General features: G+C 72.4%; 21 protein-coding genes and 1 pseudogene. 19 read left to right on the forward strand and 3 right to left on the reverse strand.

The window, feature by feature from the left end; genetic code table 11:
* Positions 1-193 precede the first annotated feature (193 nt).
* Positions 194-823: a phosphoribosylglycinamide formyltransferase gene (gene purN, locus ACFZDK_RS02360; protein WP_390968926.1), complete on the forward strand. Its 630-nt coding sequence runs from the start codon at positions 194-196 to the stop codon at positions 821-823.
* Positions 820-2,391, forward strand: coding sequence for a bifunctional phosphoribosylaminoimidazolecarboxamide formyltransferase/IMP cyclohydrolase (gene purH, locus ACFZDK_RS02365; RefSeq protein ID WP_390968928.1), 1,572 nt, complete (start codon positions 820-822; stop codon positions 2,389-2,391). Before purN ends, purH begins: the two co-directional genes overlap by 4 nt.
* Positions 2,392-2,483: 92 nt before the next feature.
* Here the strand turns inward: purH and ACFZDK_RS02370 are convergent, their stop codons facing one another.
* Complete coding sequence (locus ACFZDK_RS02370; RefSeq protein ID WP_390968930.1) at positions 2,484-3,083, reverse strand: RDD family protein; 600 nt, start codon at positions 3,081-3,083, stop codon at positions 2,484-2,486.
* A 229-nt stretch (positions 3,084-3,312) separates the two neighbouring features.
* On the opposite strand from ACFZDK_RS02370, the gene ACFZDK_RS02375 reads away from it, so the two are divergent.
* The 7 genes from ACFZDK_RS02375 to ACFZDK_RS02405 all read left to right on the forward strand — a co-directional run bounded on the left by ACFZDK_RS02375 (position 3,313) and on the right by ACFZDK_RS02405 (position 11,381).
* Positions 3,313-4,167, forward strand: a complete 855-nt coding sequence (locus ACFZDK_RS02375; protein WP_359215298.1) for a bifunctional methylenetetrahydrofolate dehydrogenase/methenyltetrahydrofolate cyclohydrolase — start codon at positions 3,313-3,315, stop codon at positions 4,165-4,167.
* Positions 4,157-4,564, forward strand: coding sequence for a DUF3017 domain-containing protein (locus ACFZDK_RS02380; RefSeq protein WP_355711180.1), 408 nt, complete (start codon positions 4,157-4,159; stop codon positions 4,562-4,564). The genes ACFZDK_RS02375 and ACFZDK_RS02380 overlap by 11 nt, the downstream gene beginning before the upstream one ends.
* A 181-nt stretch (positions 4,565-4,745) precedes the next feature.
* On the forward strand, positions 4,746-5,909 hold the full coding sequence (locus ACFZDK_RS02385) for a histidine kinase (protein WP_390968933.1): 1,164 nt from the start codon (positions 4,746-4,748) through the stop codon (positions 5,907-5,909).
* Positions 5,906-6,583, forward strand: a complete 678-nt coding sequence (locus tag ACFZDK_RS02390; RefSeq protein WP_390968935.1) for a response regulator — start codon at positions 5,906-5,908, stop codon at positions 6,581-6,583. The genes ACFZDK_RS02385 and ACFZDK_RS02390 overlap by 4 nt, the downstream gene beginning before the upstream one ends.
* Positions 6,584-7,566: 983 nt before the next feature.
* On the forward strand, positions 7,567-8,613 hold the full coding sequence (locus tag ACFZDK_RS02395; protein ID WP_390968937.1) for a helix-turn-helix domain-containing protein: 1,047 nt from the start codon (positions 7,567-7,569) through the stop codon (positions 8,611-8,613).
* A 318-nt stretch (positions 8,614-8,931) separates the two neighbouring features.
* Positions 8,932-9,921 (forward strand): malate dehydrogenase, encoded by a 990-nt coding sequence (locus tag ACFZDK_RS02400; protein ID WP_390968939.1) that lies wholly within the window; start codon positions 8,932-8,934, stop codon positions 9,919-9,921.
* 113 nt (positions 9,922-10,034) lie between these two features.
* The gene (locus ACFZDK_RS02405; RefSeq protein ID WP_390968941.1) at positions 10,035-11,381 is read left to right on the forward strand and encodes a hypothetical protein; all 1,347 of its coding nucleotides are present in this window, start codon (positions 10,035-10,037) and stop codon (positions 11,379-11,381) included.
* A gap of 3 nt (positions 11,382-11,384) precedes the next feature.
* Here the strand turns inward: ACFZDK_RS02405 and ACFZDK_RS02410 are convergent, their stop codons facing one another.
* Positions 11,385-12,071, reverse strand: a complete 687-nt coding sequence (locus ACFZDK_RS02410) for an SIP domain-containing protein (protein ID WP_390968943.1) — start codon at positions 12,069-12,071, stop codon at positions 11,385-11,387.
* Positions 12,072-12,165: 94 nt separating this feature from the next.
* A pseudogene (locus ACFZDK_RS02415) lies at positions 12,166-12,987 on the reverse strand (MFS transporter); the annotation flags it as partial.
* A gap of 181 nt (positions 12,988-13,168) precedes the next feature.
* Between ACFZDK_RS02415 and ACFZDK_RS02420 the strand changes: the two are divergent.
* The 10 genes from ACFZDK_RS02420 (at position 13,169) to ACFZDK_RS02465 (ending at position 25,731) form a co-directional block, all read left to right on the forward strand.
* Positions 13,169-14,011, forward strand: coding sequence for a LysR substrate-binding domain-containing protein (locus tag ACFZDK_RS02420; RefSeq protein WP_390968945.1), 843 nt, complete (start codon positions 13,169-13,171; stop codon positions 14,009-14,011).
* Positions 14,012-14,059: 48 nt separating this feature from the next.
* Positions 14,060-14,626 carry a DUF664 domain-containing protein gene (locus tag ACFZDK_RS02425; RefSeq protein WP_390968947.1) on the forward strand — a complete coding sequence of 189 codons (567 nt, stop codon included), beginning with the start codon at positions 14,060-14,062 and terminating at the stop codon, positions 14,624-14,626.
* Between the two features lie 110 nt (positions 14,627-14,736).
* A complete protein-coding gene (locus tag ACFZDK_RS02430) occupies positions 14,737-16,488 on the forward strand; it encodes a hypothetical protein (protein ID WP_390968949.1) in 1,752 nt (583 codons plus the stop codon).
* Positions 16,478-16,828, forward strand: a complete 351-nt coding sequence (locus tag ACFZDK_RS02435) for a hypothetical protein (protein WP_390968951.1) — start codon at positions 16,478-16,480, stop codon at positions 16,826-16,828. The genes ACFZDK_RS02430 and ACFZDK_RS02435 overlap by 11 nt, the downstream gene beginning before the upstream one ends.
* A gap of 724 nt (positions 16,829-17,552) precedes the next feature.
* Positions 17,553-18,230, forward strand: coding sequence for a hypothetical protein (locus ACFZDK_RS02440; protein WP_390968953.1), 678 nt, complete (start codon positions 17,553-17,555; stop codon positions 18,228-18,230).
* Between the two features lie 368 nt (positions 18,231-18,598).
* The gene (locus ACFZDK_RS02445) at positions 18,599-19,321 is read left to right on the forward strand and encodes a DUF2637 domain-containing protein (RefSeq protein WP_390968955.1); all 723 of its coding nucleotides are present in this window, start codon (positions 18,599-18,601) and stop codon (positions 19,319-19,321) included.
* Between the two features lie 172 nt (positions 19,322-19,493).
* Positions 19,494-21,005, forward strand: a complete 1,512-nt coding sequence (locus tag ACFZDK_RS02450; RefSeq protein ID WP_390968957.1) for an aldehyde dehydrogenase family protein — start codon at positions 19,494-19,496, stop codon at positions 21,003-21,005.
* A 54-nt stretch (positions 21,006-21,059) separates the two neighbouring features.
* On the forward strand, positions 21,060-22,580 hold the full coding sequence (locus ACFZDK_RS02455; RefSeq protein ID WP_390968959.1) for a GMC oxidoreductase: 1,521 nt from the start codon (positions 21,060-21,062) through the stop codon (positions 22,578-22,580).
* Positions 22,580-23,800 carry a betaine/proline/choline family ABC transporter ATP-binding protein gene (locus tag ACFZDK_RS02460; protein WP_390968961.1) on the forward strand — a complete coding sequence of 407 codons (1,221 nt, stop codon included), beginning with the start codon at positions 22,580-22,582 and terminating at the stop codon, positions 23,798-23,800. Before ACFZDK_RS02455 ends, ACFZDK_RS02460 begins: the two co-directional genes overlap by 1 nt.
* Positions 23,800-25,731: an ABC transporter permease subunit gene (locus tag ACFZDK_RS02465; RefSeq protein ID WP_390968963.1), complete on the forward strand. Its 1,932-nt coding sequence runs from the start codon at positions 23,800-23,802 to the stop codon at positions 25,729-25,731. The genes ACFZDK_RS02460 and ACFZDK_RS02465 overlap by 1 nt, the downstream gene beginning before the upstream one ends.

Here is a 25,731-nt window from a genome sequence, read left to right on the forward strand (position 1 = left end):
GGTACCTCCCAGACGCTACCTTCCGGCCACGCCCCCGTCCCGTGGGGGCCGCCCGGTGTGCCGGTATCGTTGCTGACGGTCGGCCGCTTCGTAGACTTCCCCGTATCCCAGGGCGCGAAGCACTCGTACGAATGTACAAACACCGTGCGGGGCCGGCCGCCGTACCGACGCTCCCCCGAGAAAGGGCCCCGCCGTGGCCGCCAAGCCCGTGGCCAAGCGCCTCGTCGTGCTGGTCTCCGGATCCGGCACCAACCTCCAGGCGCTCCTCGACGCGATCGCCGAGGCCGGCGTCGAGGCCTACGGCGCCGAGGTCGTCGCGGTCGGCGCCGACCGCGACGGCATCGAGGGGCTCGCGCGTGCCGAGCGCGCCGGGATCCCGACCTTCGTGACCCGGGTGAAGGACTTCGGGACCCGGGAGGAGTGGGACCGCGCGCTGGCCGACGCGGTGTCGGCCCACGAGCCGGACCTCGTCGTCTCCGCCGGGTTCATGAAGATCGTGGGCAAGGAGTTCCTGGCGCGGTTCGGGGGGCGGACCGTCAACACGCACCCCGCCCTGCTGCCCAGTTTCCCCGGGGCGCACGGCGTCCGGGACGCGCTCGCGTACGGCGCCCGGGTCACCGGTTGCACCGTCCACTTCGTCGACGACGGCGTCGACACCGGGCCGATCATCGCTCAGGGCGTGGTGGAGGTCCGGGACGAGGACGACGAGAGCGCTCTGCACGAGCGCATCAAGGACGTCGAGCGAAGGCTGCTCGTCGAGGTCGTGGGGCGGATCGCCCGCAACGGCTATCGCATTGAGGGACGAAAGGTAGTTATCCAGTGACCGCCACCGCCGAGAGCAACAAGCGGCCCATCCGGCGCGCGCTCGTCAGCGTCTACGACAAGACCGGGCTCGAGGAGCTCGCGCGCGGGCTGCACGAAGCCGGTGTCGAACTCGTCTCCACCGGCTCCACCGCCGCCCGGATCGCCGCCGCCGGCGTCCCCGTCACCAAGGTCGAGGAGCTCACCGGCTTCCCGGAGTGCCTGGACGGCCGGGTCAAGACCCTGCACCCCAAGGTCCACGCCGGCATCCTCGCCGACCTGCGCCTGGACAGCCACCGCAAGCAGCTCGACGAGCTGGGCGTGGCCCCCTTCGACCTCGTCGTCGTCAACCTCTACCCGTTCCGGGAGACCGTCGCCTCCGGTGCCTCGGCCGACGAGTGCGTCGAGCAGATCGACATCGGCGGTCCCTCGATGGTGCGCGCCGCCGCCAAGAACCACCCCTCGGTCGCCGTCGTCACCAGCCCCGCGCGGTACGCCGACGTCCTCGCCGCGGTCGCCGACGGCGGTTTCGACCTCGCCACCCGCAAGCGGCTCGCCGCCGAGGCCTTCCAGCACACCGCGTCGTACGACGTGGCGGTGGCCTCCTGGTTCGCCTCGGAGTACGCCCCCGTCGACGAGTCGCGGTTCCCCGACTTCCTCGGCGCCACCTGGGAGCGCGAGAACACCCTGCGCTACGGCGAGAACCCGCACCAGCCCGCCGCGCTCTACGTCGACGCGAGCGGCGCCGGCCTCGCCAAGGCCGAGCAGCTGCACGGCAAGGAGATGTCGTACAACAACTACACGGACACGGACGCCGCGCGCCGTGCCGCGTACGACCACGCCGAGCCGTGCGTCGCGATCATCAAGCACGCCAACCCGTGCGGCATCGCGGTCGGCGCGGACGTCGCCGAGGCGCACCGCAAGGCGCACGCCTGTGACCCGCTGTCGGCGTTCGGCGGGGTCATCGCCGTCAACCGGCCGGTGAGCAAGGAGATGGCGGAGCAGGTCGCCGAGATCTTCACCGAGGTCATCGTCGCGCCCGACTACGAGGAGGGGGCGCTCGAAGCCCTCGCCAAGAAGAAGAACATCCGCGTCCTGAAGGCGCCGGGCGCCCCGGCCAACCCGGTCGAGGTCAAGCCCGTCGACGGCGGTGTGCTGCTCCAGGTCACCGACCGCCTGCAGGCCGACGGCGACGATCCGGCGAACTGGACCCTCGCGACCGGCGAGGCGCTGGACGCGGCGGAGCTGGCGGACCTCGCGTTCGCCTGGAAGGCCTGCCGGGCCGTGAAGTCCAACGCCATCCTGCTCGCCAAGGACGGCGCCTCGGTCGGCGTCGGCATGGGCCAGGTCAACCGCGTCGACTCCGCGAAGCTCGCGGTCGAGCGGGCGGGGGAGGAGCGGGCGCGCGGCTCGTACGCCGCCTCCGACGCGTTCTTCCCCTTCCCCGACGGCCTGGAGATCCTCACCGCGGCCGGCGTGAAGGCCGTCGTGCAGCCGGGCGGTTCGGTCCGTGACGAACTCGTCGTCGAGGCCGCGAAGAAGGCCGGCGTGACCATGTACTTCACCGGGACGCGGCACTTCTTCCACTGAGCCGCGGACGCGTGGGCGTCCAGGTGCAAACACCAGGGCCGTGTCCCCCAGTGCGGGGGACACGGCCCTTGGAGTGCGGGTGACGCGCTCGCTCAGTTGCTGCGGATCACGATGGTGCTGCAGACCTTGTCGGCGAACGTCTGGCGCTTGGCGTCCCACGCCGGCCACAGCCAGCCCAGGTAGCAGGCGATGCTGTCCAGGAAGTGGGCGATACGGCGCACGAAGGCCATGCCGACGCCGATCGGCTGGCCGGTGGCCTCCTTGACCAGGCGGATGCCCAGCGCCTTCTTGCCGACCGTCTGACCGGTGCGGCCCTCCATGATCAGCTGCCAGATCGCGAGACCGATCAGCGCGATACCGCCGATGGCCACCAGCGCGGGGGTGTCCTTGCCGGCGATCACCAGGATGTACGGCACCAGGAAGACCAGGCCGTCGACGAGGGTGCCGAGGACACGCTGACCCCAGTTCGCGTACGGCGGCGTCGCGCCGTAGCCCTGGGGCGGGTAGCCGTAGCCGCCCTGCTGCGGGTAGCCCGGCTGCTGCGGGTAGCCGTAGCCCTGCTGCGGGGGCACGCCCTGCGGGGCCTGCTGGTAGCCGGGCTGACCCTGCTGCGGGTAGCCGTAGCCGGGCTGGCCCTGCTGGGGGTTCTGCGGCTGCTGACCGTAGGGGTTGTTGGGCGAGCCGAAACTCATGGCGGTCTTCCTCCGTTGGACCTGCGGGGACGACGCGGACAAGCACGGAGGTACGTCATGATCTGAGCGGTTTGCCCCCCACCGGACCGCGATACTGCGCCGTTCATCGTCAAGTACAGGCGAGTTGTTGTCCAGTCCGATTAGCGAGGTGTTGTGCAAGTGCAACATCATTGATCATGACCGCACACCCGACTGGAACCGGGAGACCGGCATCCGCGAGGATGGAGCCATGACCGCCCAGATTCTCGATGGCAAGGCCACCGCAGCCGCGATCAAGTCCGATCTGACCGTCCGCGTGGCGGCGCTGAAGGAGAAGGGCGTCACGCCCGGCCTCGGCACGATCCTCGTCGGGGACGACCCCGGCAGCCAGAAGTACGTCGCCGGCAAGCACCGCGACTGCGCACAGGTCGGCATCGCCTCCATCCAGCGTGAACTTCCGGCCACCGCGACCCAGGAGGAGATCGAGGCGGTCGTCCGCGAACTCAACGACGACCCCGCCTGCACCGGCTACATCGTCCAGCTCCCGCTGCCCAAGGGCATCGACGAGAACCGCATCCTGGAGCTGATGGACCCGCACAAGGACGCGGACGGCCTGCACCCGACAAACCTCGGCCGGCTGGTCCTCGGCGAGCCCGCGCCGCTGCCCTGCACCCCCAACGGCGTGCTCACCCTGCTGCGCCGCCACGGCGTGGAGATCAAGGGCGCCGAGGTCGTGGTCGTCGGCCGCGGCGTGACCATCGGCCGCCCGATGCCGCTGCTGCTCACCCGGCGCAGCGAGAACGCGACGGTCACGCAGTGCCACACCGGCACCCGCGACCTCGCCTCGCACCTCAAGCGCGCCGACATCATCGTCGCCGCCGCCGGCTCCCCGCACCTGATCCGCCCCGAGGACGTCAAGCCGGGCGCCGCCGTCCTCGACGTCGGTGTCTCCCGCAACGCCGACGGCAAGATCGTCGGCGACGTCCACCCCGGGGTCGCCGAGGTCGCCGGGTGGATCTCCCCGAACCCCGGCGGTGTCGGGCCGATGACCCGGGCCCAGCTGCTCGTCAACGTGGTCGAGGCGGCGGAGCGCAGTGTCGGCTGACGGGCGTCGTACGACGCGACGGTTCCCGCTGTTCACCCGGGACACGGCACGGCCCGAGGGCGGCGGCCGGGCCGCGTCCGGGGACCTCCCGGCGCCGGCGCGGCAGTGGCCCATCCTGGTGGTGCTGGGGACCGTCGCGGTGGGGTTGCTGCTGACCTCGCTGGACCAGTTCCGGGTGGGTGCGCTGCTGATCGGGGCGGCGCTGCTCGCCGGGGCGGTGATGCGGTGGATACTGCCGAGCGTGGGCATGCTGGCGGTCCGGTCGCGGTTCACGGACATCGCGACGTACGGGGTGCTGGGGCTGGCGATCGTGTTGCTGGCGTTGATGGCGCAGCCGAAGCCGTGGCTGGTGATCCCTTATTTGAAGGACACGCTGCATTTCACGATGAAGAGCTAGGGGTTCGTGGCTTGAAAAGTGGCCCGCACCTCCCCCGGTGGGTGCGGGCCTGCTTCCCCCGGATCGAAGGTAGGGGGTCGGCCGTGGGGGCGAATCACACTCCCGGTGGAACCGCCTACAACTTCCGCGGTACTCCCGGCGATTGACTCGGTGTCCCGGAGCCCGGCGTTACGCTGCGGCGATGCGACCGCGCACCCCGCCCCCGCTCGTCGTCGACTCGTTGATCGCGTGCGCGACGCTCGTGACGGCCGTGTTGCTGGGGCGGGAGTCGGCCGCGCAGGGCTGGCCGCCGCTCGACGCCCGCGGGTACGCGCTGGTCGGACTGGCGCAGCTGCCGGTGGCGCTGCGCGGGCGGTGGCCGCTCGGGGTCTTCGCCGTCGTGCAGGGGGCCGCGATCGTCTATGTCGGCCTCGGCTACTGGCCCGTGGTGAGCACCTTCGGCTCCATGCTGGCGCTGTACACGGTCGCCTCGGTGCGGCCGGTCCGGGTCGCCGTCGGCTGTGCGGTCTGCATGACCGGGGTGTGGGTGTACGCCGGGATCGTCACCGACCACTCCTCGATGGCGTCCGTCGTCATGCAGGCGCTGCTGTACTCCTCGGTGCTGCTCTGGTTCGGGCATCTCGCGCAGCGGTCGGCCGCGCTCACCCGGCATCTGCGGGCCGAGCAGGCCGAGCGGGCACGGCGGGCCGTCGCCGAGGAACGCGGGCGGATAGCGCGGGAGCTGCACGATGTCGTCGCCCACCACATGTCGGTGATCTCCGTGCAGGCGGGGCTCGCCCGGTTCGTCTTCGAGTCGGATCCGGGCAAGGCGCGCGGCGCGCTCGGCACCATCGCCGGCACCAGCGGCGAGGCACTGGAGGAGCTGCGCCGCATGCTCCAGGTGCTCAGGGACGAGGATCCGCAGGCCGCCGAGCGGGCCCCGATGCCGACCCTGGAGCGGCTGGCCGAACTCGTCGAGAGGGTGCGGTCCGGCGGACTGTCCGTGGACCTCGCGGTCGAGGGCGAGCCGCGGCCCCTGCCGCCCGGTGTCGAACTGTGCGCGTACCGCGTCGTCCAGGAGGCGCTCACCAACGTCCTCAAGCACGCCGGTCACGCGCACGCGCGCGTGCTGCTGCGGTACGGGGCCGGCGAGCTGACCGTGTCCGTCCTCGACGACGGGGAGGGGGTGAATCCGGACAGAGTGCGAACGGGCTCCGGACACGGCTTGATTGGCATGCGGGAGCGGGCCAAGCTCTACGGCGGGACGATCGGCGTCGGCCCACGCCCCGAGGGCGGCTTCGCGGTCCAGCTGACCCTGCCGACCTCGGCCACACTCGCACGGCGGGGGGACGACCGTACCGGATGACCAGAGTGCTCGTGGTCGACGACCAGTTCCTCATCCGCGCGGGCCTGGTGGGGCTGCTGGAGGCCGCGCCCGGGTTCGAGGTGGCCGGGGAGGCCGCGGACGGGGCACAGGCGGTGCGGCTGGCCGCCGAGACCCGGCCCGACGTCGTCCTCATGGACATCCGGATGCCCGGCCTCAACGGCATCGAGGCCACCGAACGCATCCTCGCGGAGGCCGTCGCCCCCGCGCCCCGCATCCTGGTGCTCACCACCTTCGACCTCGACGAGTACGTGTACGGCGCGCTGCGCGCCGGCGCCTCGGGGTTCCTGCTCAAGGACTCCGGGCCGGAGCGGCTGCTGGCCGCCGTCACCGCGGTGGACGGCGGTGACGCCCTGTTCGCGCCCAGCGTCACCCGGCGCCTGGTCGAGGCCTTCGCCCGGCAGCGCGGCCCCCGCCCCGGCACCGGCCCGCCGCCCGACCTGGAGGTGCTGACCTCCCGCGAGGTCGAGGTACTCGAGCTCACCGCGCGCGGACTGTCCAACCTGGAGATCGCCGACCGCCTCTACATCAGCGAGGCGACCGTGAAGACCCACCTCAACCGCACCATGACCAAGCTCGACCTGGGCAGCCGGGCCCAGGCGGTGGTGGTGGCCTACGAGACGGGGCTGGTGACCCCGGGCGGCCCGGCGGGCTGAACCGTACGGCGGCCCATCCCCTCCCCCGAGCAGGACGGACCGCCGTCGGGATTCAGCCTTCCCACCGGGCGGGACCTGTTCAACGGCTGTCCGACGGCTGTGGCACAGAGGTGACAGTTCCGCTACGGACCGCCCGCACTGCCACAACCTGCAGGAACCGTCCGCCCGCCGCCCGTCGTCACCCGCTCTGAACTGGCAACGAACTGGCAACGGGCAACGCCGTGGAGGTGCGGGGCGTTCTGGCCGTAGCGGCCTACAGAGCCGAGGTGTCACTGCTGGAGTCGCTTTGTCCGACAACGGAGTTGTCGGACCTACCGCCGGACGGGCGGAAAGTGACGCCTGTGGAGGCCCGTGTAAGACCGATCTCCCTGGAGACCGGCAAGGGCCTGTGAAGCAGGAACCCGCGGTGGTACCGCGAAGCGGTACGGACCGGAATTTCCCGCGTTCGCGTGGGAGAGGGCGTCAACTCAACGCCGTGCAGCCGCCTCCGGGCGGTCGGCCGAGGAGTCCGAGGACGGTCCCACCCTTTCCTGGGGGGACCGCCCAGAGGAAGAACCGCCCCCAACCGCACGGCCGCCTGCTGCTCTCCGCGGTCCTGCTGCTGCTCGTGCTGCTCCTGGTGACGGTCGTCGGAGCCGTGCTTCTGGGGTGAGGGGTGCACCCTGTGACCTGCGAGGTCACGGCTCGATGACCGGTGTGTCGATGTGTTGACAAGTTCGCGGATATGTCACGAAGCCGACCCACAAGCGGGCTAACGTGTCCAATCGGGACGAGCTGAGGGCCCGTTGGACCGCACCGCGGTCGGCGTGCGACGGTGCACGGCGGCGGGTCAATGCTCCAGTGCGCCCCCTGTCCGGGGACTGGGTTCCGGGGTCGCCGCATCCCGGTGGGTAGCCAGACGGGGACCCGCGCGGGGGCACCACGCGCAAGGGGAAACGCGGGGGAACACACGGCACCGAACCGGGGGAAAGAGGGGGGAAGCAATGCCTCGTTGGAAAGCCCTGCCGGATGAACTCGATCCGCAGGTGAAGGAGTTCGCGACCCAGCTGCGGCGGCTCGTGGACCGCAGCGGGCTGAGCGTCGCGGCACTGTCCGACCGCACGGGCTACAGCAGGACGTCCTGGGAGCGGTACCTGGGCGGCCGCCTGCTGGCACCCAAGGGCGCGATCGTGGCGCTCGCCGAGGTCACCGGCACCGATCCCGTCCATCTGACGACCATGTGGGAGCTGGCCGAACGGGCCTGGAGCCGTTCGGAACAGCGTCACGACATGACCATGGAGGCGATCCGGATCTCCCAGGCGCGGGCCGCGCTGGGCGAGTTCGGGGCGCCGCCGGCCGCCACCGCCCCCGCGGGCGGCAAGGCGCCGCGCCGGGCGGGCAGCGCCGTGGCGACACCGGGGATCGCCGGGCCCGCGGGCGTCTCGCCCACCATCCCGCCGCAGCCGACCGCGCCCGACGCCAACCGCCGGGAGGGGACGGGCTCCCGGGGACCGGCCGCGCCCCCGCCGCCCGCCGCGCCCGGCGGCGGCAGGCGACGGCTCACCATGTTCCTCGCGGGGGTCGTCGGAGTGGCCGTGGTCATCGCCGCGGTCTTCTTCCTCACCGGCGGCGACGGCGGCGGGAAGAAGAACCAGGGCAACGGCGTCTCGGCCACCCCCTCCACCCCCGCCACCAGCGTCAGCAGCGACCTGCCGGCCGGGGTGAAGTGCGCGGGCGCCCGCTGCACCGGCAAGGACGCGGAGGCCATGGGGTGCAGCGGCGACCTCGTGACCACCGCGAAGACCGTCACGGTCGGCGCGACCACCCTGGAGGTCCGCTACAGCAGGACCTGCGGTGCCGCCTGGGGCCGGATCACCGGCGCCGCCCGGGGCGACGCGGTCCGGGTCACCGCCGGCACCACCACGGAACGCGGCGGCATCACGGCCGTCGGCGACACGATCGCCTACACGCCGATGGTGGCGGTCAAGGACGCGGCGGAGGCGAAGGCCTGCGCGACGCTGGCCTCGGGACAGACGGGCTGCACGACGTAGGGACGAGAAAGTCGCGGTGTCCGGGGAATGCCGTCCCGTTTCCTGGGCACGCGAAACGTATCCCCCCACGGGAGTCCGGATACCGGCACCCCCGAGTGGCGGCCGCCTCGTCTCACCTCTCCCGGACGGGCGGCCGCCCCTTGTCGTGGGGCGCGTTTGTGGGGTGAGCCACACCCACCCCTCCACGTCCGGCATCCGGAATGCGCGATAGCCTGACCGGTGGATCTCTTGATGCCAAGAGATCGATCATTTGTACGTCCGCACCCCAGGGCACCCAGGGCAAGGACGCCCACCGCCAGCTGTCATACGGAGAACGCCATGACCCGCACTCCCGTGAACGTCACCGTCACCGGCGCGGCCGGCCAGATCGGTTACGCCCTGCTCTTCCGCATCGCCTCCGGCCAGCTGCTCGGCGCGGACGTGCCGGTCCGGCTCCGCCTCCTGGAGATCACCCCCGCGCTCAAGGCCGCCGAGGGCACCGCCATGGAGCTCGACGACTGCGCCTTCCCCCTCCTCCAGGGCATCGACATCAGCGACGACCCGAACGTCGCGTTCGACGGCGCCAACGTCGCCCTCCTGGTCGGCGCCCGCCCCCGCACCAAGGGCATGGAGCGCGGTGACCTCCTGGAGGCCAACGGCGGCATCTTCAAGCCCCAGGGCAAGGCCATCAACGACCACGCCGCGGACGACATCAAGGTCCTGGTCGTCGGCAACCCGGCCAACACCAACGCGCTGATCGCCCAGGCCGCCGCCCCGGACGTACCGGCCGAGCGCTTCACCGCGATGACCCGCCTCGACCACAACCGCGCGCTGACCCAGCTCGCGAAGAAGACGGGCTCCACGGTCGCCGACATCAAGCGCCTGACCATCTGGGGCAACCACTCCGCCACCCAGTACCCCGACATCTTCCACGCGACCGTCGCCGGCAAGAACGCCGCCGAGGTCGTCAACGACGAGAAGTGGCTGGCCGAGGAGTTCATCCCGACCGTCGCCAAGCGCGGCGCGGCCATCATCGAGGCCCGCGGCGCCTCCTCCGCGGCCTCCGCCGCGAACGCCGCCATCGACCACGTCCACACCTGGGTCAACGGCACCGCCGACGGCGACTGGACCTCCATGGGCATCCCCTCGGACGGCTCCTACGGCGTCCCGGAGGGCCTGATCTCCTCCTTCCCGGTCACCACCAAGGGCGGCCAGTACGAGATCGTCCAGGGCCTGGAGATCAGCGACTTCTCCCGCGCCCGCATCGACGCCTCGGTGCAGGAGCTGGCGGAGGAGCGCGACGCGGTCCGCGCCCTCGGCCTCATCTGAGCCACCCCGCACCCCACGGGCCCCGATCCGGTTTCGTCCGGAACGGGGCCCGTTCCCGTTTCCGCCGCTACCGTCGAAAGAGCCATACGGTGCGGTGGATCGGGGGGTTCGCGATGAGCGGACGCGGCGACTGGGACGGCTGGAACGACGAGAACAGCGAGAACGGCTGGAGCGACCGGAACGGCTGGAGCGACCGGGACGGCGGGGAAGGCCCGGAGGACCAAGGACGCTTGGAGGTCCCGGGAGGGCCGGAGGGCCAAGGGCGCGGGGAGGCCACGGTGGTTCCGGGAGAACCGGAGGCGGCGGGGCGTCGGGAGGCGCCGGGGCCGCGGGACCGGGGCCGGGTGGATTTCTCGAAGCGGACGGAGGCGGCGGACCGGCCCGAGGCGGACCGGCGCGGGCCGGAGGGGCCGGAGCGTCGGGGGTTCCGGAACGGGGCGTCGGCGCCGCAGGGGGCGGGAAACCCCGAGTGGCCGAGACCGCCGGAGCGTCCGGAGCTCTCCGGCGGTGGTCATGAGGGGTACGGCGCCGGGCGTGACCCGGGCGCGGAGAGCGGGCGGCCGGCGTGGTCACCGACGCCGACCGAGCCCGCCGCGCTGCCGCCGCTCCCGGCCGGGTTCTCGTCGCCGCGGGCGGCGCCGGAGCAACCCCGTGCCTACACCCCGCCGCCCTGGTCATCGGCCCCCACCTCGCCGGGCCTCCGCCTTCCGCCGACGCCTCCGCCGGCCGGGCACGTCCCGGGCCGCCGCCGGACCGGTGGTCGTACGGCCGCCGCCGTACTCGCCTTCGTGCTGGTCGCCGTGGGCGCCGGAGCGGGGGTCTGGTATCTCGGCCGGGACCACGGCAAGGGCACCGGCACCGGCGCCGGGGCCGGCCCGTCCGTGAGTGTCCGTGTGAAGTCCTCGGCACCGAAGGCGACTTCGTCACCCTCGTCCTCCTCGTCCTCCTCGTCCTCCTCGTCCGCCGAGCCCCCGCCGACGCCCACCCCCGCCGTTTCCTCCACCCCCTCCGGCTACCGCGTCGCGCACGACCCCGTCGGCTACACCCTCGACGTCCCCCAGGGCTGGACCCGGCGGCAGAAGCAGGGCGAGAAGGCGCCGGTGGTGTACTACGACTCCCCGTCAGACGGACGGCAGTTGCAGATCTTCGCGCTCTCGGAGGCCACCCCGGCCGAGTCCCTCGACCTCGCCGAGAACGACCCGGGGTACGGGTACGCGAAGCAGCCCGGCTACCGAGCCGAGGACCGCGCCTCGGGCGACACCTGGGCCGAGCTGTCGTATCGCTACGACGACACGGACCGGGGCGCCCGCCAGGTCATCGACCATCGCTTCAGGGCCGCCGACGGCACGCTGTACGCGATCCGCTCCAGCGGCCCCGAGAGCCTGGCGGCAGCTCTGGTGCGGGGCCCGTTGACCACCGCGGTCGACTCCTTCTGCCCGACGGACGCCGGGTGCTCCTGAGCGTCATTCCATCCCCTTCTTCCCCGGCGTCCAGAACGGCTTGGTGAGCACCGCCCGACGGTCCCACCCCGCCTCCTGGACCAGCACCTTCCGTACGGCCTGCACATCCCGGGCCTCCCCGGCGACATACGCGATCCCGCCGGGTTCGGGGGCGAGCCGTCGTACCGCCTCCGGCAGGGAGGTCTCGCCGCGGAGCACCCAGTCGAGGCGCTCCGCGTGGGCGAGGGGGAGGCGGTCCGCGGCCGTCGCCGTCTCCACGCAGCCGGAGACCGCGGCCTCCTCGGGCAGGGCCGCCAGCATCGCGCCGAAGGCGGCCGAGGCCGTCTCGTCGCCGACGAAGACATGGTGGGCGGCCTCGGGGCGGAGCGTGAAGCTGCCCTCGGGCCTGCGCAGCCGGACCTGCTCGCCCGTCCCGACGGTGCGGCCCCACCGGGCGCCCGGTCCGTCCTCGGAGTGGTCCAGCACGCACAACTCGACGACACCGGACGGGTCGTAGTGCCAGACGGAGTACGTACGGAGGGTCAGCCCGGTCACCAGGACCCGGACCTGCTGGCCCGGCCGGACGTCGAGGCCGGCGAGCTGGTCGCCGTCGACGCGCAGGCGGCGCATCCGGGCGGTGATCTGTTCGGCCTCGGTGACGGTGCCGCGTAGGGTCAGCAGGTCGAGGACGGGGGTCAGCAGTGCGGGCATGGGGGCTCCTCGACGGGCCGTACGGTGGAGGGAGTTGCTCAGGCGCCGGTGGAACGCGATAGTACGCGTTCCTTCTTGGACGCGATAGTGCGTGGCCGGCCGCCGTGCCGAGGGACGCCGAGCGCAGCCGGGCGGAGCCGAAGACCCGCGGGTCGAAGAGGGGGCGGGGCGAGCACAGGGCGTGGCCGGTGAAGAGGGCGATCAGCGCGCTGCCCGCCGCGAAGGAGCCCAGGATGGCGGCCGACGTCCAGCCGTACGTCGGGCCCTCGATGATGCCGAAGAGAACCGCCACCAGGCCCGCCGTGAGGAGCAGGGTGCCGAGCGGGTCGAGCTCGCTGTGCGCGGAGCGTTCGGTGCGCGGGGTGGCGACGGCGACCGCCAGTGCGAGCAGCGCCGCGAGCGGGACCATCACCGCGAACAGGGCCCGCCAGGACAGGAACTGGCCGACCAGACCGCCGCCGATGTTGCCCGCCGCGCCGCCCAGGCCGAGCGCCAGGGTCCAGGAGGCCAGGGCGCGGGCGCGCCGCTCGGGGGCGGAGAGCTGGATCAGGATCGACATGGTGGCCGGGGTGATCAGCGCGGCTCCGGCGCCGGACAGGCCCCGGCCCGCGATCAGGACGGCCGGGTCCGGGGCGAGCGCGCTGGTGGCCGCGCCCGCCGCGAACAGGGCGAGGCCCGCGAGCAGCGCGCCCTTACGTCCGTACCGGTCGCCGAGCGCGCCGGCCGGGATGAGCAGACCGGCGAAGGCGATGACGTAGGCGTCGACGGTCCACAGGATCTCGCTGTGCGAGGGATGCAGGGCGGACGAAGCCAGTTGGGGTATCAGGAGGTTGATGGCGGCGACCATGCTCTGCGCGACCAGCACGCAGGCGCACAGGACGAGCAGGGTCAGGCGGTTCAGGGCGTGCGTGGGCACGGCTCCTCCCGGGAGCTGGTGGATGGTCGGGGATGCCCTGGCACCGTAGGCTCGACCCTGACCTGCTTTCCAGTGCAACCTTTGCAAGGGATGCCTGCGCATGACGCAATCCACCGGGCCCTCCGGCAGCCTCGACCTGAACCTGCTGGTCGCGCTGGACGTGCTGATGGAGGAGTAGAGCGTGCAGGGGGCCGCCCGGCGGCTGCATCTGTCCGAACCGGCCATGAGCCGCACCCTCGGCCGGATCCGCAAGGCGCTCGGCGATCCGGCGCTGGTGCGGGCCGGGCGCGGGATGGTGCCGACCCCGCACGCGCTGGCCGTGCGCGCCGAGGTGAGCGCGGTGGTGGAGCGGGCGCGGGCCCTGTTCGCACCGGGCCGGGACACCGATCTGCGGACCGTCTCCCGGACGTTCACGATCATCGGCCACGACGCGATCGCCGCCCCGCTGGGCGCCCCGCTGTTCGCGCGGGCCGCCGAGGAGGCGCCCGGCATCCGCGTCCGCTTCCTCGCCGAGAGCCACGTCGACGCGCCGTTCCTGCGGCAGGGCACCGCCGACCTGGAGATCGGGGTGATCGACACCTCCGCGCCCGAGGTGCATGTGGAGCACCTCCAGGACGACCTCATGCGCGGAGTCGCACGGGCCGGACACCCGCTCCTGGAAGGCGCGTTGACGCCCGAGCGGTTCGCGACCGCGGGCGGTCACCTGACCGTCTCGCGGCGCGGCAAGCTACGCGGCCCGGTGGACGACGCCCTGGCCGGACTCGGCCTGGAACGACGGGTGGTGGGCAGCGTCGGCACCTTCCCCGCCTCCCTCTTCGTGCTCCGCGACTCCGACCTGATCGGCCTGATCAGTTCCTGGAGCGTGCCGCTGGCCACCGCGCTCGGCCTGGTCACCTTCGAGGTGCCGCTCGACCTCCCGCCGCTCCCCCTCGGCCTGGCCTGGCACCCGCGCCACGACGCCGACCCGGCGCACGCCTGGCTGCGGCGCTGCGTCCGGGAGCTGCTGCTGGGCGACGGGAGTTGAGGGTCGGGGAGGAGGGCGTTGTCAGTGGCGGGTCGTAGCCTTCGGGGCATGACTGATGACACCCGGTCCGCCGTGTGGTGGGAACCGCCCGTCGCCGGCAGTGAACTCGACACCCTGATCGGCTCCCTGGAGCGGCAGCGGCGCACCTTCGCCTGGAAGAGCGAGGGACTGGACGCGGCGGCGCTCGGCCGGCGGCTGGCCCCCTCCGCCCTCACCCTCGGCGGGCTGTTGAAGCACCTCGCCCTGGTGGAGGACCAGTACTTCACGGTGCGGCTGACCGGGGAGCAACTCCCCGCGCCGTGGGACGCGGTGGACTGGGACGCCGAGCCGGACTGGGAGTGGAAGTCGGCCGCCGCCGACAGCGCGGGGGAGCTGTACGGGCTGTGGGAGGCGGCGGTGGCCCGGTCCCGGGCGAACATACGGCGCCTGGCCGCCGAGGCCGACGGGGACGCCGGACTCCTGATCGCGTACACGTCCCGCAGCGGTGCGCGGCCCAGCCTGCGCCGGCTGCTGACCGACATGATCGAGGAGTACGCCCGGCACGTCGGGCAGGCCGACCTGATCCGGGAGTCGATCGACGGGCGCGTGGGGGAGGACCCGCCGGCCGACTTCTGACCAGCGGCGTCTTCGGTGAATTCCGTATCGCCGGTCACGGCCGTCCCCCTATGCTGATGGTTTGTCAACTCGACGTCCAACAACGCACTTCACACGCATCGGGGGATGGCGTGAGCACTGCTTACGTGCCGCAACAGCCACAGCCGGGGGTGCCCGCCGGGGCGCCGCCCGCGCAACCGCCCACCCCGCCGTGGGCCAGCGAGGCGACCCGGCTGCTGTGCGCGGGTACCTATCTGGACTCCGGTTACCGGGACCGGGTCATCGAGGAACTCCAGCTCAACGAACAGCGGATCGCGGCGCCCTCGCTGGGCTTCGACGCGGCCCGGGTCCTCGCCCACGCCCTGCGCGCCCGCCGCCAGGAGCTGCTCTGGGCCGCCGCGATCGTCGGGCTGTGGCTGGTCGGGCTGCCGCTCAGCGGCTGGCTGCTCGCCTTCTTCCTGCTGCCCAGCATCGCGCTCGCCGTCGCCCCCTGGATCCGGGGGTTCACCGTCCTTCCGCCGATGTACCGGATGATCGGCGCCTTCCTGGTCCGCTGGTGGGGCCGGGTGTTCTTCACGGCTGCCCTGGTCCTCACCCTGGTCCTCGCGTTCGGCGGCGGCTCGGACGACGGCTCGTCCTACGACCCGTACAGCTCCTCCTACGGCTCCGGCTACTCCGGCTCGACCGGTGCCGGCGATCTGCTGGCCCCGGGCCTCGGCGACGTCGGCGGCCTGGCGAAGCCCTGGCACGCCTGGTTCGCGCTCGCGGTGCTGGCCGGCATCGCCCTGTGCGGGCACGCCCAGCGCACCCAGTTCAGCCGGGCGCTGGCCGCCGAACTCTCCCCGCAGCGCTTCCCGGACGCGGCGAACGACCCCGCCGAGAAGGTCGACAACCCGCGCTTCCAGCGGCTCAAGCAGCGCATCCGGATCGAACAGCACGCTCCGCTGATCATGTACAACGAGGCGGATCCGTTCTGCGGGGCCGGGGCCGCGTACAGCACCTGGGTGCTCGCCGTCGAGCTCAAGCGCGACGAGCTGAAGAAGGAGCAGCAGCCGATCGGCAACCGGGCGATCCTGGAGAAGGTCCGCCCGCTGCTGGAACAGCTGCGCGTCCCCGCCGAGTACGCCGGACCCGGCGTCCGGGACCGGCTGCGCCAGCTGGAGATCGACGAGTGCGTGTTCCTGCCGGCCGAGGGACTGCCCGCCCGCGACCAGGCGCCGTACACCCCGCAGGCCTTCGAGGAGCACCGGGCGCGGGCGGTCGAGGAGGGCGCCGAGAAGCGCCGGCACTTCCTGCGCATCCGCGTCGGCGGCTGGGAGGAGGAGGTCGTCGTCACGGTGTTCGTCCGGATCCACACCCAGGGCCGGATGCTCGTGCTGGAGATCGCGCCGCACGTACTGACGCCGGTCCGGGCGGACTTCAAGGAGGCCGACCGCACCGCCCACCGCTACCGGAACAACAACTGGGCCGGCAAGGCGGCCGTCGCGATCGTCCTGGTCCCCGGCTCCGTGGGCCGTTCGCTGGCGCAGCTCGGCCGGGGCGCGGTGTACCTGTGGCGGCTGCTGACCGGCGGCCACGCGGGCGCGCTGCCGGAGGGGCCCGCGCTGTCCGTGCGCGAGCTGGGCTCGGTGGAGGTCGGCTCGCACTTCCAGGAGATGGACGTCGCCCGCTATCTGCGCAGCGTCCAGGACCGGGTGGGGAACGGCGTGCGGGCCGCGCTCGCCGAAGCCGGTTACGAGACCGGCGAGTTCGTCCAGAAGATCGTCAACGTCAGCAACGACGTGAGCATCGGCCGGGTCGAGGGCTCCACCTTCGCGATCGGTACCCACGCCTCCGCCACCAGCGTCTCGCAGCAGAAGGGGTCCGACAGCAATGGCAAGTGACGAGCCGCAGGTCACCTTGGGGAACGTCTCCGGGAGCACGTTCGCCATCGGCAGCCACGCGCACGCCGAGAGCCACCACCACGGTGCCTCCGGCTCGCAGGCCGACGAGGAACTCCTCGCCGCCGTACGGGAGTTGCGCGCCGACCTGGCGCGGGTGCGGGGCACCGAGCAGACGGCGGCGCTGGGCACGGCGCTCGCCGAGACCGAGGACGAGATCACCAGCACCGGCCAGGCGGGACCCACCCGCCGGCAACGCCTGCGCGAACTCCTCACCGACTCCCAGTCCCTGCTGAGCGTCCTCGCCTCGGCGGGCGCGCTGGCCGGCCTGCTGGGCATGTGAGAGGGAGACCATGACCAACGGGGGACCGCACCACTGGAACGAGGACACCCAGCGCTGGGAGACCACCACCCACCCCACCCCACCGACCCCCTCCTCCCCACAGCCTCCGACGGGCCCGGGGGACTGGCCGACACCGCCACCGAGCCCGACTCCGCCGCCGACGTGGGACGCGACTCCGCGACCGACGCAGGCCGCGACTCCGCCGCCGGCCGTGGCTTCGGCAACGGCTCCGGGCGCGGCCGCGGCGCCGGGTGTGACTCCGGCAGGGGGTGTGGCTGCGGCTCCGGGCGTGACTTTGCCGTCGGCTTCGGCGCCGGCCTCAGGTCCGGCTTCGGATCCGGGTCCGGCGTCGGCTTCGGGGGCGCCGGTGCCTTGGCCTCCCGCTCCGGCGTCGGTTCCACCGTCGGCCCTTGCTCCCGGGGCGGCCTCCGTGCCCGGATCGGCCCCTGCCCCCGCGTCGCCCTCCGTGCCCGCGTCGGGTTCCGGTGCGGGGCGGGAGTGGTGGGCGGATGCGGGGAGTGGCTGGGCGGCGGGTGGCGGGCAGTCGGTGCCGACGCCTCCGGCCGGGGGAGTGCCGGTAGGCCGGTCGGCCGGGGTGGCGTCCATGGGACCGGGCTGGCCCCCGCCGCCCGGTGAGCCGGCTCGGGCGGTGGGGGCCGGTTGGTGGGCCGGGCGGCGGCTGCTGTGGTCCGGTGTGGTGGGGGCCGCTGTTGTGGGTGTGGCCGTGAGTCTGGTGCTGACGCTGGTGGTCGGTGATGGGGGAGACGGGGACAAGCCCGCGAGGGCCGCCGCCACCGTCAGCCCGAGCTCCAGCTCCGGGTCCAGCCCAGGTTCCAGTGCCGGTTCGGGCTCCGGTGCGAGTTCCTCCGCGCAGCCCACGGACAGTGGATCGCCGTCGGCCTCCGCGCCCCCTGCCGGGTACGAGTTGCGTGCGGACACCGAGGGGTTCCGGATCGCCGTCCCCGAGGGCTGGTCGCGTTCCGCCGTGCGGTCCCAGTTCGGCATGGCCGTGGTCAGTTACCGCAGCCCCGACCGCGAGCACCGGCTGCAGGTCTACCAGGTCGCGGAGGAGTCCCCGGAGGCGTCCTTCGAGCTCTACCTCTCCGACGGGACCCCCAAGCCGGACGGGTTCCAGGAGCTCGGCCTGACCCGCCTCGACGACGGCCCGTTCACCGGCTCCCGGCTGGAGTACCTGGCCGACCGGATCGACCGCGAGCCGGACGTCGGCACCTGGCACGTGATCGACGAGCGGTTCGTCGCGCAGGACGGCAGGATCTACGCCGTCGCCTCCTACGGCCCCGACGCCGACGGCCGCGACGACGAGCTGGCCCAGGTCACGACCGCGGTGGACTGGTTCTGCCCGCCGGACACGCAGTGTGACGACGATCCCGCCGTCGACTGAGCGCGGTCACATCGTCATTCCTTTAATTTCGATATTCACGGAATGTAACCGCCCGCATATTCACAATTTCGTCAATTGTGCCCGCCGGGTATTCAATAGCTTCTCGTGTGGGTGACCTGAATTCCCCCGAACGCCCCAAATCCTTACCCGTGTGGCCGTCGTTAGGTGACCGTGACGCGATTGGACTGGCACCCGACGGAAGATCACCCGACGACCGTGCTCCGCTGGTCCGGAAGTATGGATATCACCTCATGCTCGGACCTGCTCGATGATTTCCTGAAGAGAATCAACGTGATGGAAAATGAATATCGACGGACGCTGGCGGATCTGTACAGGGCGTTCTGAGGCGGGCTGCGGAGGTTTTACCGATGGACGGGATTCAGCATGACACCGGTCTCTACGACCCCACTGGTCTCTACGACCACACCGCCCGGTACGACCATGGCGGCCTCTATGAGCACCCGGGCCTCTACGACCACGCCTGGGGAGCCCCCGAGCCGGATGTCACGCCGAGTGACTGGGATCCCGTCGAGGAGCTGGCCCAGATACTGTCCGCACCGACCGGAGTGACCGCGGCCACCACCCTGCTGGACGTGCCGGCCCCGCGCAGGAGCAACCGCCGCCGGGTCCGCCACGACTCCCACCTGCTCGACGGCGGCCGGCGCGTCACCCACATCACGCTGCTGATCGCGGCGGTCTCGCTGTGCGCGGTGTCCATGCTCGGCTGGTCCGTCTGCTACTCGTACGGGCAGCTGCGCGGGATCGCCTCGTCGATCCTGCCGCCGGGGCTGGCGCAGTACTGGCCGCTGACGGTGTACGGGCCGTGGTTCGTGGCGGCGCTCTCCGTCATTCGGGCCACCGTCCAGCGCCGGAGCGCGCGGCGGTCCTGGTGTGTGGTGCTGGCGGCCTCCGTGATGGCGGTGGTGCTGTGTGTCAGTCACTCCGCGCATGCGCTGATCTCGTTAGTGATCTTCGGGATTCCGCCGGTCACCGCCCTGGTGTGCTTCTGGGAGCTCGTCGGCCAGATCTCGACCAAGAGCCGCCCCCGGCACGCCACGCCCGCCGAGCCTCCGAGCGCCCCGACGCCGTGACGACCTTCCTTACGCCTTTTGTCCTGCTTTGACCGACTGTTCAGTGATGCAGCGCACTTTCGGCCATCGATTGCGCATGCAATCCGAGACCGAGGGCAGGCGGTGACGGTCCCCGAGTGTGACCTCAAGGTCACACAGGGGCACCGAACAGGAACGGAAGGCAATACCGATCATGGCGGACAGAGCGGCACGAGCGACCATCCATGCCGGAGGAGAGTGGCTGGACGCCGCCTCCGGCGCGACGCGCGAGATCATCGACCCCGCGGACGGCCTGCCCTTCGCCGTGGTCGCCGAGGGCGACGAGAAGGACGCCGAGACGGCGGTGGCCGCCGCCCGGCGTGCCTTCGACACCGGTGACTGGCCCCGCACACCCGTCGCCGAGCGCGCTGCCCTGCTCCGCCGACTGGCCGACCTGCTCGTACGCGACCGCGAAGAGCTGGGTCTCCTGGAGAGCCGGGACGCGGGCAAGACCGTCGAGGAGGGCCGCGTCGACATCGACTGCGTCGCCGACGCCTTCCGCTACTTCGCCGACCTGGTGGCGGCGGAGGGCGCGGGCCGTGTGGTCGACGCGGGCTCGGCCGACGTCCACAGTGTCGTCGTACAGGAGCCGGTCGGCGTGTGCGCGCTCATCACGCCCTGGAACTACCCACTGCTCCAGGCGAGCTGGAAGATCGCGCCGGCGCTCGCGGCCGGCAACACCTTCGTGGTCAAGCCGAGCGAGATCACCCCGCTGACGACGATCGCGCTGATCGAGCTGCTGGCGGAGGCCGGGCTGCCCGCCGGGGTCGCGAACCTCGTCACCGGCCCCGGGCACACCGTGGGCGCCCGGCTCGCCGAACACCCCGACGTCGACCTGGTCTCCTTCACCGGCGGCCTGGTCAGCGGGGTCAAGGTCGCCCAGGCCGCCGCGCCCACCGTCAAGAAGGTCGCCCTCGAACTCGGCGGCAAGAACCCCAACGTCGTCTTCGCCGACGCCTGCGCCACCCCCGAGGGCTTCGACACCGCCGTCGACCAGGCCCTGAACGCCGCGTTCATCCACAGCGGCCAGGTCTGCTCGGCCGGCGCCCGGCTGATCGTCGAGGAGCCGCTCCGGGAGCGGTTCGTAGCCGAACTGGCCCGCAGGGCGGCGCGGATCCGCCTCGGCCGGGGCACGGCGGACGGCGTCGAGTGCGGTCCGCTGGTCTCCGAGCAGCAGCGCGCCAAGGTCGAGGCGTACGTCGCGTCGGCGCTGGCGGAGGGCGCGGTGCTGCGCGCCGGAGGCAGGCGCCCGGACCCCTCCGCCGACCGGCCCGCCACCGGCTACTTCTACGAGCCGACCGTCCTCGACCAGTGCCACCGGGAGATGAGGGTCGTCCGGGAGGAGGTCTTCGGGCCGGTCCTCACTGTCGAGACCTTCCGCACCGAGGACGAGGCGGTCGCCCTCGCCAACGACACCGAGTACGGCCTCGCGGGCGCGGTCTGGAGCGCCGACGCGGGACGCGCCCGCCGGGTGGCCGGCCGGCTGCGGCACGGCACGGTCTGGATCAACGACTTCCACCCCTACCTCCCGCAGGCGGAGTGGGGCGGCTTCGGGAAGAGCGGGACCGGCCGCGAGCTGGGTCCCGCCGGGCTCGCCGAGTACCGCGAGACCAAGCACGTCTACCAGAACCTCGCGCCGAGGCCGGTGCGCTGGTTCGCCGGCTGAGCCCACTCCCGATCGCCGTACACGGCACGTCTTCACGCCTTTTGGAGCACCCCCATGTCCCACACCTACGACTACGTCGTCATAGGCGGCGGAACCGCCGGTTCCGTCATTGCCTCCCGCCTCACCGAGAACCCCGATGTCACCGTCGCCGTCATCGAGGGCGGCCCGAGCGACGTCGGCCGTGAGGACGTCCTCACCCTGCGCCGCTGGATGGGTCTGCTCGGCGGCGAACTGGACTACGACTACCCGACCACCGAGCAGCCCCGCGGCAACTCCCACATCCGGCACAGCCGCGCCCGGGTGCTCGGCGGTTGCTCGTCGCACAACACCCTCATCTCCTTCAAGCCGCTCCCGTCCGACTGGGACGAGTGGGAGGAAGCCGGAGCCAAGGGCTGGGGCGCGGTCCCGATGGAGGCGTACTACGCCCGCCTCCTCAACAACATCGTCCCGGTCGACGAGCAGGACCGGAACGCCATCGCCCGTGACTTCGTCGACGCGGCGCAGCAGGCGCTGGGCGTCCCGCGCGTGGAGGGCTTCAACCGCAAGCCGTTCACCGAGGGCACCGGCTTCTTCGACCTCGCCTACCACCCCGAGAACAACAAGCGCTCCAGCGCCTCGGTGGCCTATCTCCACCCCGTGATGGACGAGCGGCCGAACCTGACGATCCTGCTGGAGACCTGGGCGTACCGGCTGGAGCTGGACGGCACCCGCGCCGAGGGCGTGCACGTGCGCACCAAGGACGGCGAGGAACTGCTGATACGGGCCCGGAACGAGGTCGTCCTGTGCGCCGGCGCCGTCGACTCCCCGCGCCTGCTGCTGCACTCCGGCATCGGCCGCCGGGAGGACCTCGAAGCGCTCGGCATCCCGGTCGTCCACGACCTCCCGGGCGTCGGCGAGAACCTCCTCGACCACCCCGAGTCGGTGATCGTCTGGGAGACCCACGGCCCGATCCCCGAGAACTCCGCGATGGACTCCGACGCCGGCCTGTTCGTCCGCCGTGACCCCGGCCACGCGGGCCCGGACCTGATGTTCCACTTCTACCAGGTGCCGTTCACGGACAACCCCGAGCGGCTGGGCTACGAACGCCCCGCGCACGGCGTCTCGATGACCCCCAACATCCCCAAGCCGCGCAGCCGCGGCCGCCTCTACCTCACCAGCGCCGACCCGTCCGTCAAGCCCGCGCTGGACTTCCGCTACTTCACCGACGAGGACGACTACGACGGCCGCACCCTCGTCGACGGCATCCGGATCGCCCGCGAGGTCGCGAGGACCGAGCCGCTGGCCTCCTGGCTGAAGCGCGAGGTGTGCCCCGGGCCGGAGATCCAGGGCGACGCGGAGCTGAGCGAGTACGCCCGCAAGGTCGCGCACACCGTGTACCACCCGGCGGGCACCTGCCGGATGGGACCGTCCGACGACCGACTGGCCGTCGTCGACCCCGAGTTGCGCGTCCGGGGCCTGGACGGCATCCGGATCGCGGACGCGTCCGTCTTCCCGACCATGCCGGCCGTGAACCCGATGATCGGGGTGCTGATGGTCGGTGAGCGGGCCGTGGACCTGATGAAGGGCGGTGCGTGATGAGTACGACCCCTGCCCCGGTGTTCTCCGTCGACGGCCTGTGGAAGGTGTTCGGCCCCAAGGCCGACCGCGTCCCCGCGGACCCCGAACTGACCGCGCTCGCGCCCGCCGACCTCCGCGCCCGCACCGGCTGTACGGCCGCCGTCCGCGACGTCTCCTTCGACGTGCGCAAGGGCGAGGTCTTCGTGGTGATGGGCCTGTCGGGGTCCGGGAAGTCGACGCTGGTGCGCTGCCTCACCCGGCTCATCGAACCGACGGCCGGCACGATCGCCATCGACGGCGAGGACGTCCGGGCGATGGACAAGGGCCGGCTGCGCGAACTGCGCCGGCACCGCGCCGCGATGGTCTTCCAGCACTTCGGCCTCCTCCCGCACCGGTCCGTGCTCGACAACGTGGCCTACGGCCTGGAGATCCAGGGCGTCGGGAAGTCCGAGCGGCGCAAGCGGGCCGCCGAGGTCGTCGCCAAGGTCGGCCTGGACGGCATGGAGCAGCGCCGCCCCGCCCAGCTCTCCGGCGGCCAGCGCCAACGCGTCGGCCTCGCACGGGCGTTGGCCGTCGACCCCGAGGTCCTGCTCTTCGACGAGCCGTTCAGCGCGCTCGATCCGCTGATCCGGCGGGACATGCAGGAGGAGGTCGTCCGCCTGCACGGGGAGGAGGGCCGCACGATGGTCTTCATCACGCACGACCTGTCGGAGGCGCTCAAGCTCGGTGACCGCATCGCCCTGATGCGCGACGGCCGGGTCGTCCAGCTGGGCACCCCGGAGGAGATCGTGGGTTCGCCCGCCGACGACTACGTCCGCGAGTTCGTGCGGGACGTGCCGCGCGAGCAGGTGATGACCGTCCGCCGTGCCATGCGGGCGGCGGAGGCGGGGGAGGCCGAGGCGGGTCCGGTGGTCAGCCCGGCCGCGACGGTCGCCGAGGCGATCGACGTGGTGGCGGGGGCCGGTGTCCCGGCGCGGGTCGTGGAAGACGATCGGTGCGTCGGGGTCGTGGACGCCGACGCGTTGCTCGGGGTCGTGGCGAAGGCCGATGCGGGTAGTGGTCCGGCCGCGGGTGGTGGTGGGCCGGTCGCGCAGTTCCCCGCGCCCCTGGGCGGGGATCCGGAGCGCTCGTCGGAAAGTGCCCAGGCTGTTCCGGCTGTGGGCAGTCATGCGGCGGTACCCCGCCAGCGCGGGCGAGTGACACCCCCCGCCGCCGGCAGCAACCCGGAGGGCGTCTGATGGCGACGATCACTCTCCCCACTCCGCGAGCGATGCGCACGGTCCATCCCGCCGTACGCAAGCTGCTCGTCCTCGCCGCGGCCGCCGCGATTCTCGTCCCCCTGGCCAACTCCCACTGGGCGTCCGCCGCCTGGCCGCACAGTCTCACCGTCGATCTGTCCGGGCCGCTGGCCTCCGCCAGCAACTGGGTGATCGACAACCGCGACACGCACCCCCTCTTCCTCTACTTCTTCGGCTACATCAGCAACGCCGTCGTCCTGGCCGTGCGCGGTGTCTACCTCACGCTCCTCGCGGCCGGCTGGCCCGGTGTCACCGTGCTCGCCGCCGTGGTCGCGCACCGGGTGGCCGGGGTCCGGCTCGCCGCCGGTACGGCCGTCGCGTTCCTGGCCTGCGGTGTGCTCGGCATGTGGGTGCCGACGATGCAGACGCTCGCGCTGATGGTGGTGGCCGTCCTCGCGTCCGTCATGGTCGGGTTCGTGCTCGGGCTCGGGGCCGGGCTCTCCGACCGGCTGCACCGCGCCCTGCGTCCGGTGCTGGACACGATGCAGGTGCTGCCCGCCTTCGCGTACCTCCTCCCCGTCGTCCTGGTCTTCGGCATCGGCGTGCCCGCGGCCGTCCTCGCCACCGTCGTCTACGCCGCCCCGCCGATGGCCCGGCTCACCGCCCTCGGCCTGCGCGGTGCCGACCCCGAGGTCCTGGAGGCCGTGGAGTCGCTGGGCGCCACCGGCAGGCAGCGGCTGCTGACCGCCCGTGTCCCGCTGGCCCGCAAGGAGCTTCTCCTCGGCCTCAACCAGACGATCATGATGGCGTTGTCGATGGCGGTCATCGCCTCCGTCATCGGCGCCGGCGGCCTCGGTGACCGCGTCTACCAGGCCCTCGCCTCGGTCGACGTCGGCGCGGCCCTCGCCGCCGGGATTCCGATCGTGCTCCTCGCGGTCGTACTGGATCGGATCACGGCGGCCGCGGGCGAGCGCACCGACGCCCGGCCCCGGCCCCGCGCCTGGGCGTACGCAATCGGCGCCACCGTGGCCGTGGCTTTGGCCGCCCGTCTCCTCGGCCGCCTGGACTGGCCCACCGCCTGGACCCTGAACTTCACCGAACCGGTCAACCGCGCCGTCGACTGGATGACCGCCCATCTGTACTCGGGCGTCCCGGTCGTCGGCGGTACCGCCGACTGGGCGGGCCACTTCACCACCTGGGTCCTCGACCCCGTCCGCGACGGGCTGCAGTGGCTGCCCTGGTGGGCGGTGCTGCTGATCGTCGCCGCCCTGGCCTGGCTGATCGGCACCTGGCGTACCGCGCTCACCGCCGTCCTCGCGATGGCCGGGATCGGGGTGCTGGGGGTGTGGGAGCCGTCGCTGGACACCCTGTCCCAGGTGCTCGCGGCCGTCGCCGTGACGCTCGTCCTCGGCTTCGCCACCGGGGTCGCCGCCGCCCGCAGCGACCGGGTGCAGCGCGTACTCCGTCCCGTCCTGGACGTCTTCCAGACCATGCCGCAGTTCGTGTACCTGATCCCGGTCGTCGCGCTGTTCGGTGTCGGCCGCGCGCCCGCCGTGGCCGCCGCCGTCGTCTACGCGCTGCCCGCCGTCGTACGGATCACCGCGCAGGGGCTGCGCCAGGTGGACCCGGCCGCCCTGGAGTCCGCGCGGTCGCTCGGCGCGACCGGCCGGCAGCAGCTGTGGCAGGTGCAACTCCCGCTCGCCCGGCCCGCGTTGCTGCTCGCCGTGAACCAGGGTGTGGTGCTCGTCCTCGCCGTCGTCATCATCGGCGGACTCGTGGGCGGTGGTGCGCTCGGTTACGACGTCGCCTTCGGGCTCGCGCAGGGCGACCTGGCAACCGGGCTGGTGGCCGGTGCCGCCATCGTCTGCCTGGGGCTGATGCTCGACCGGGTCACCCAGCCCACGGAGCGCCGTACGGAGAAGGGAGCGTGA

The sequence above is a fragment of the Streptomyces sp. NPDC007901 genome, from assembly GCF_042959465.1.
GTDB lineage: Bacteria > Actinomycetota > Actinomycetes > Streptomycetales > Streptomycetaceae > Streptomyces.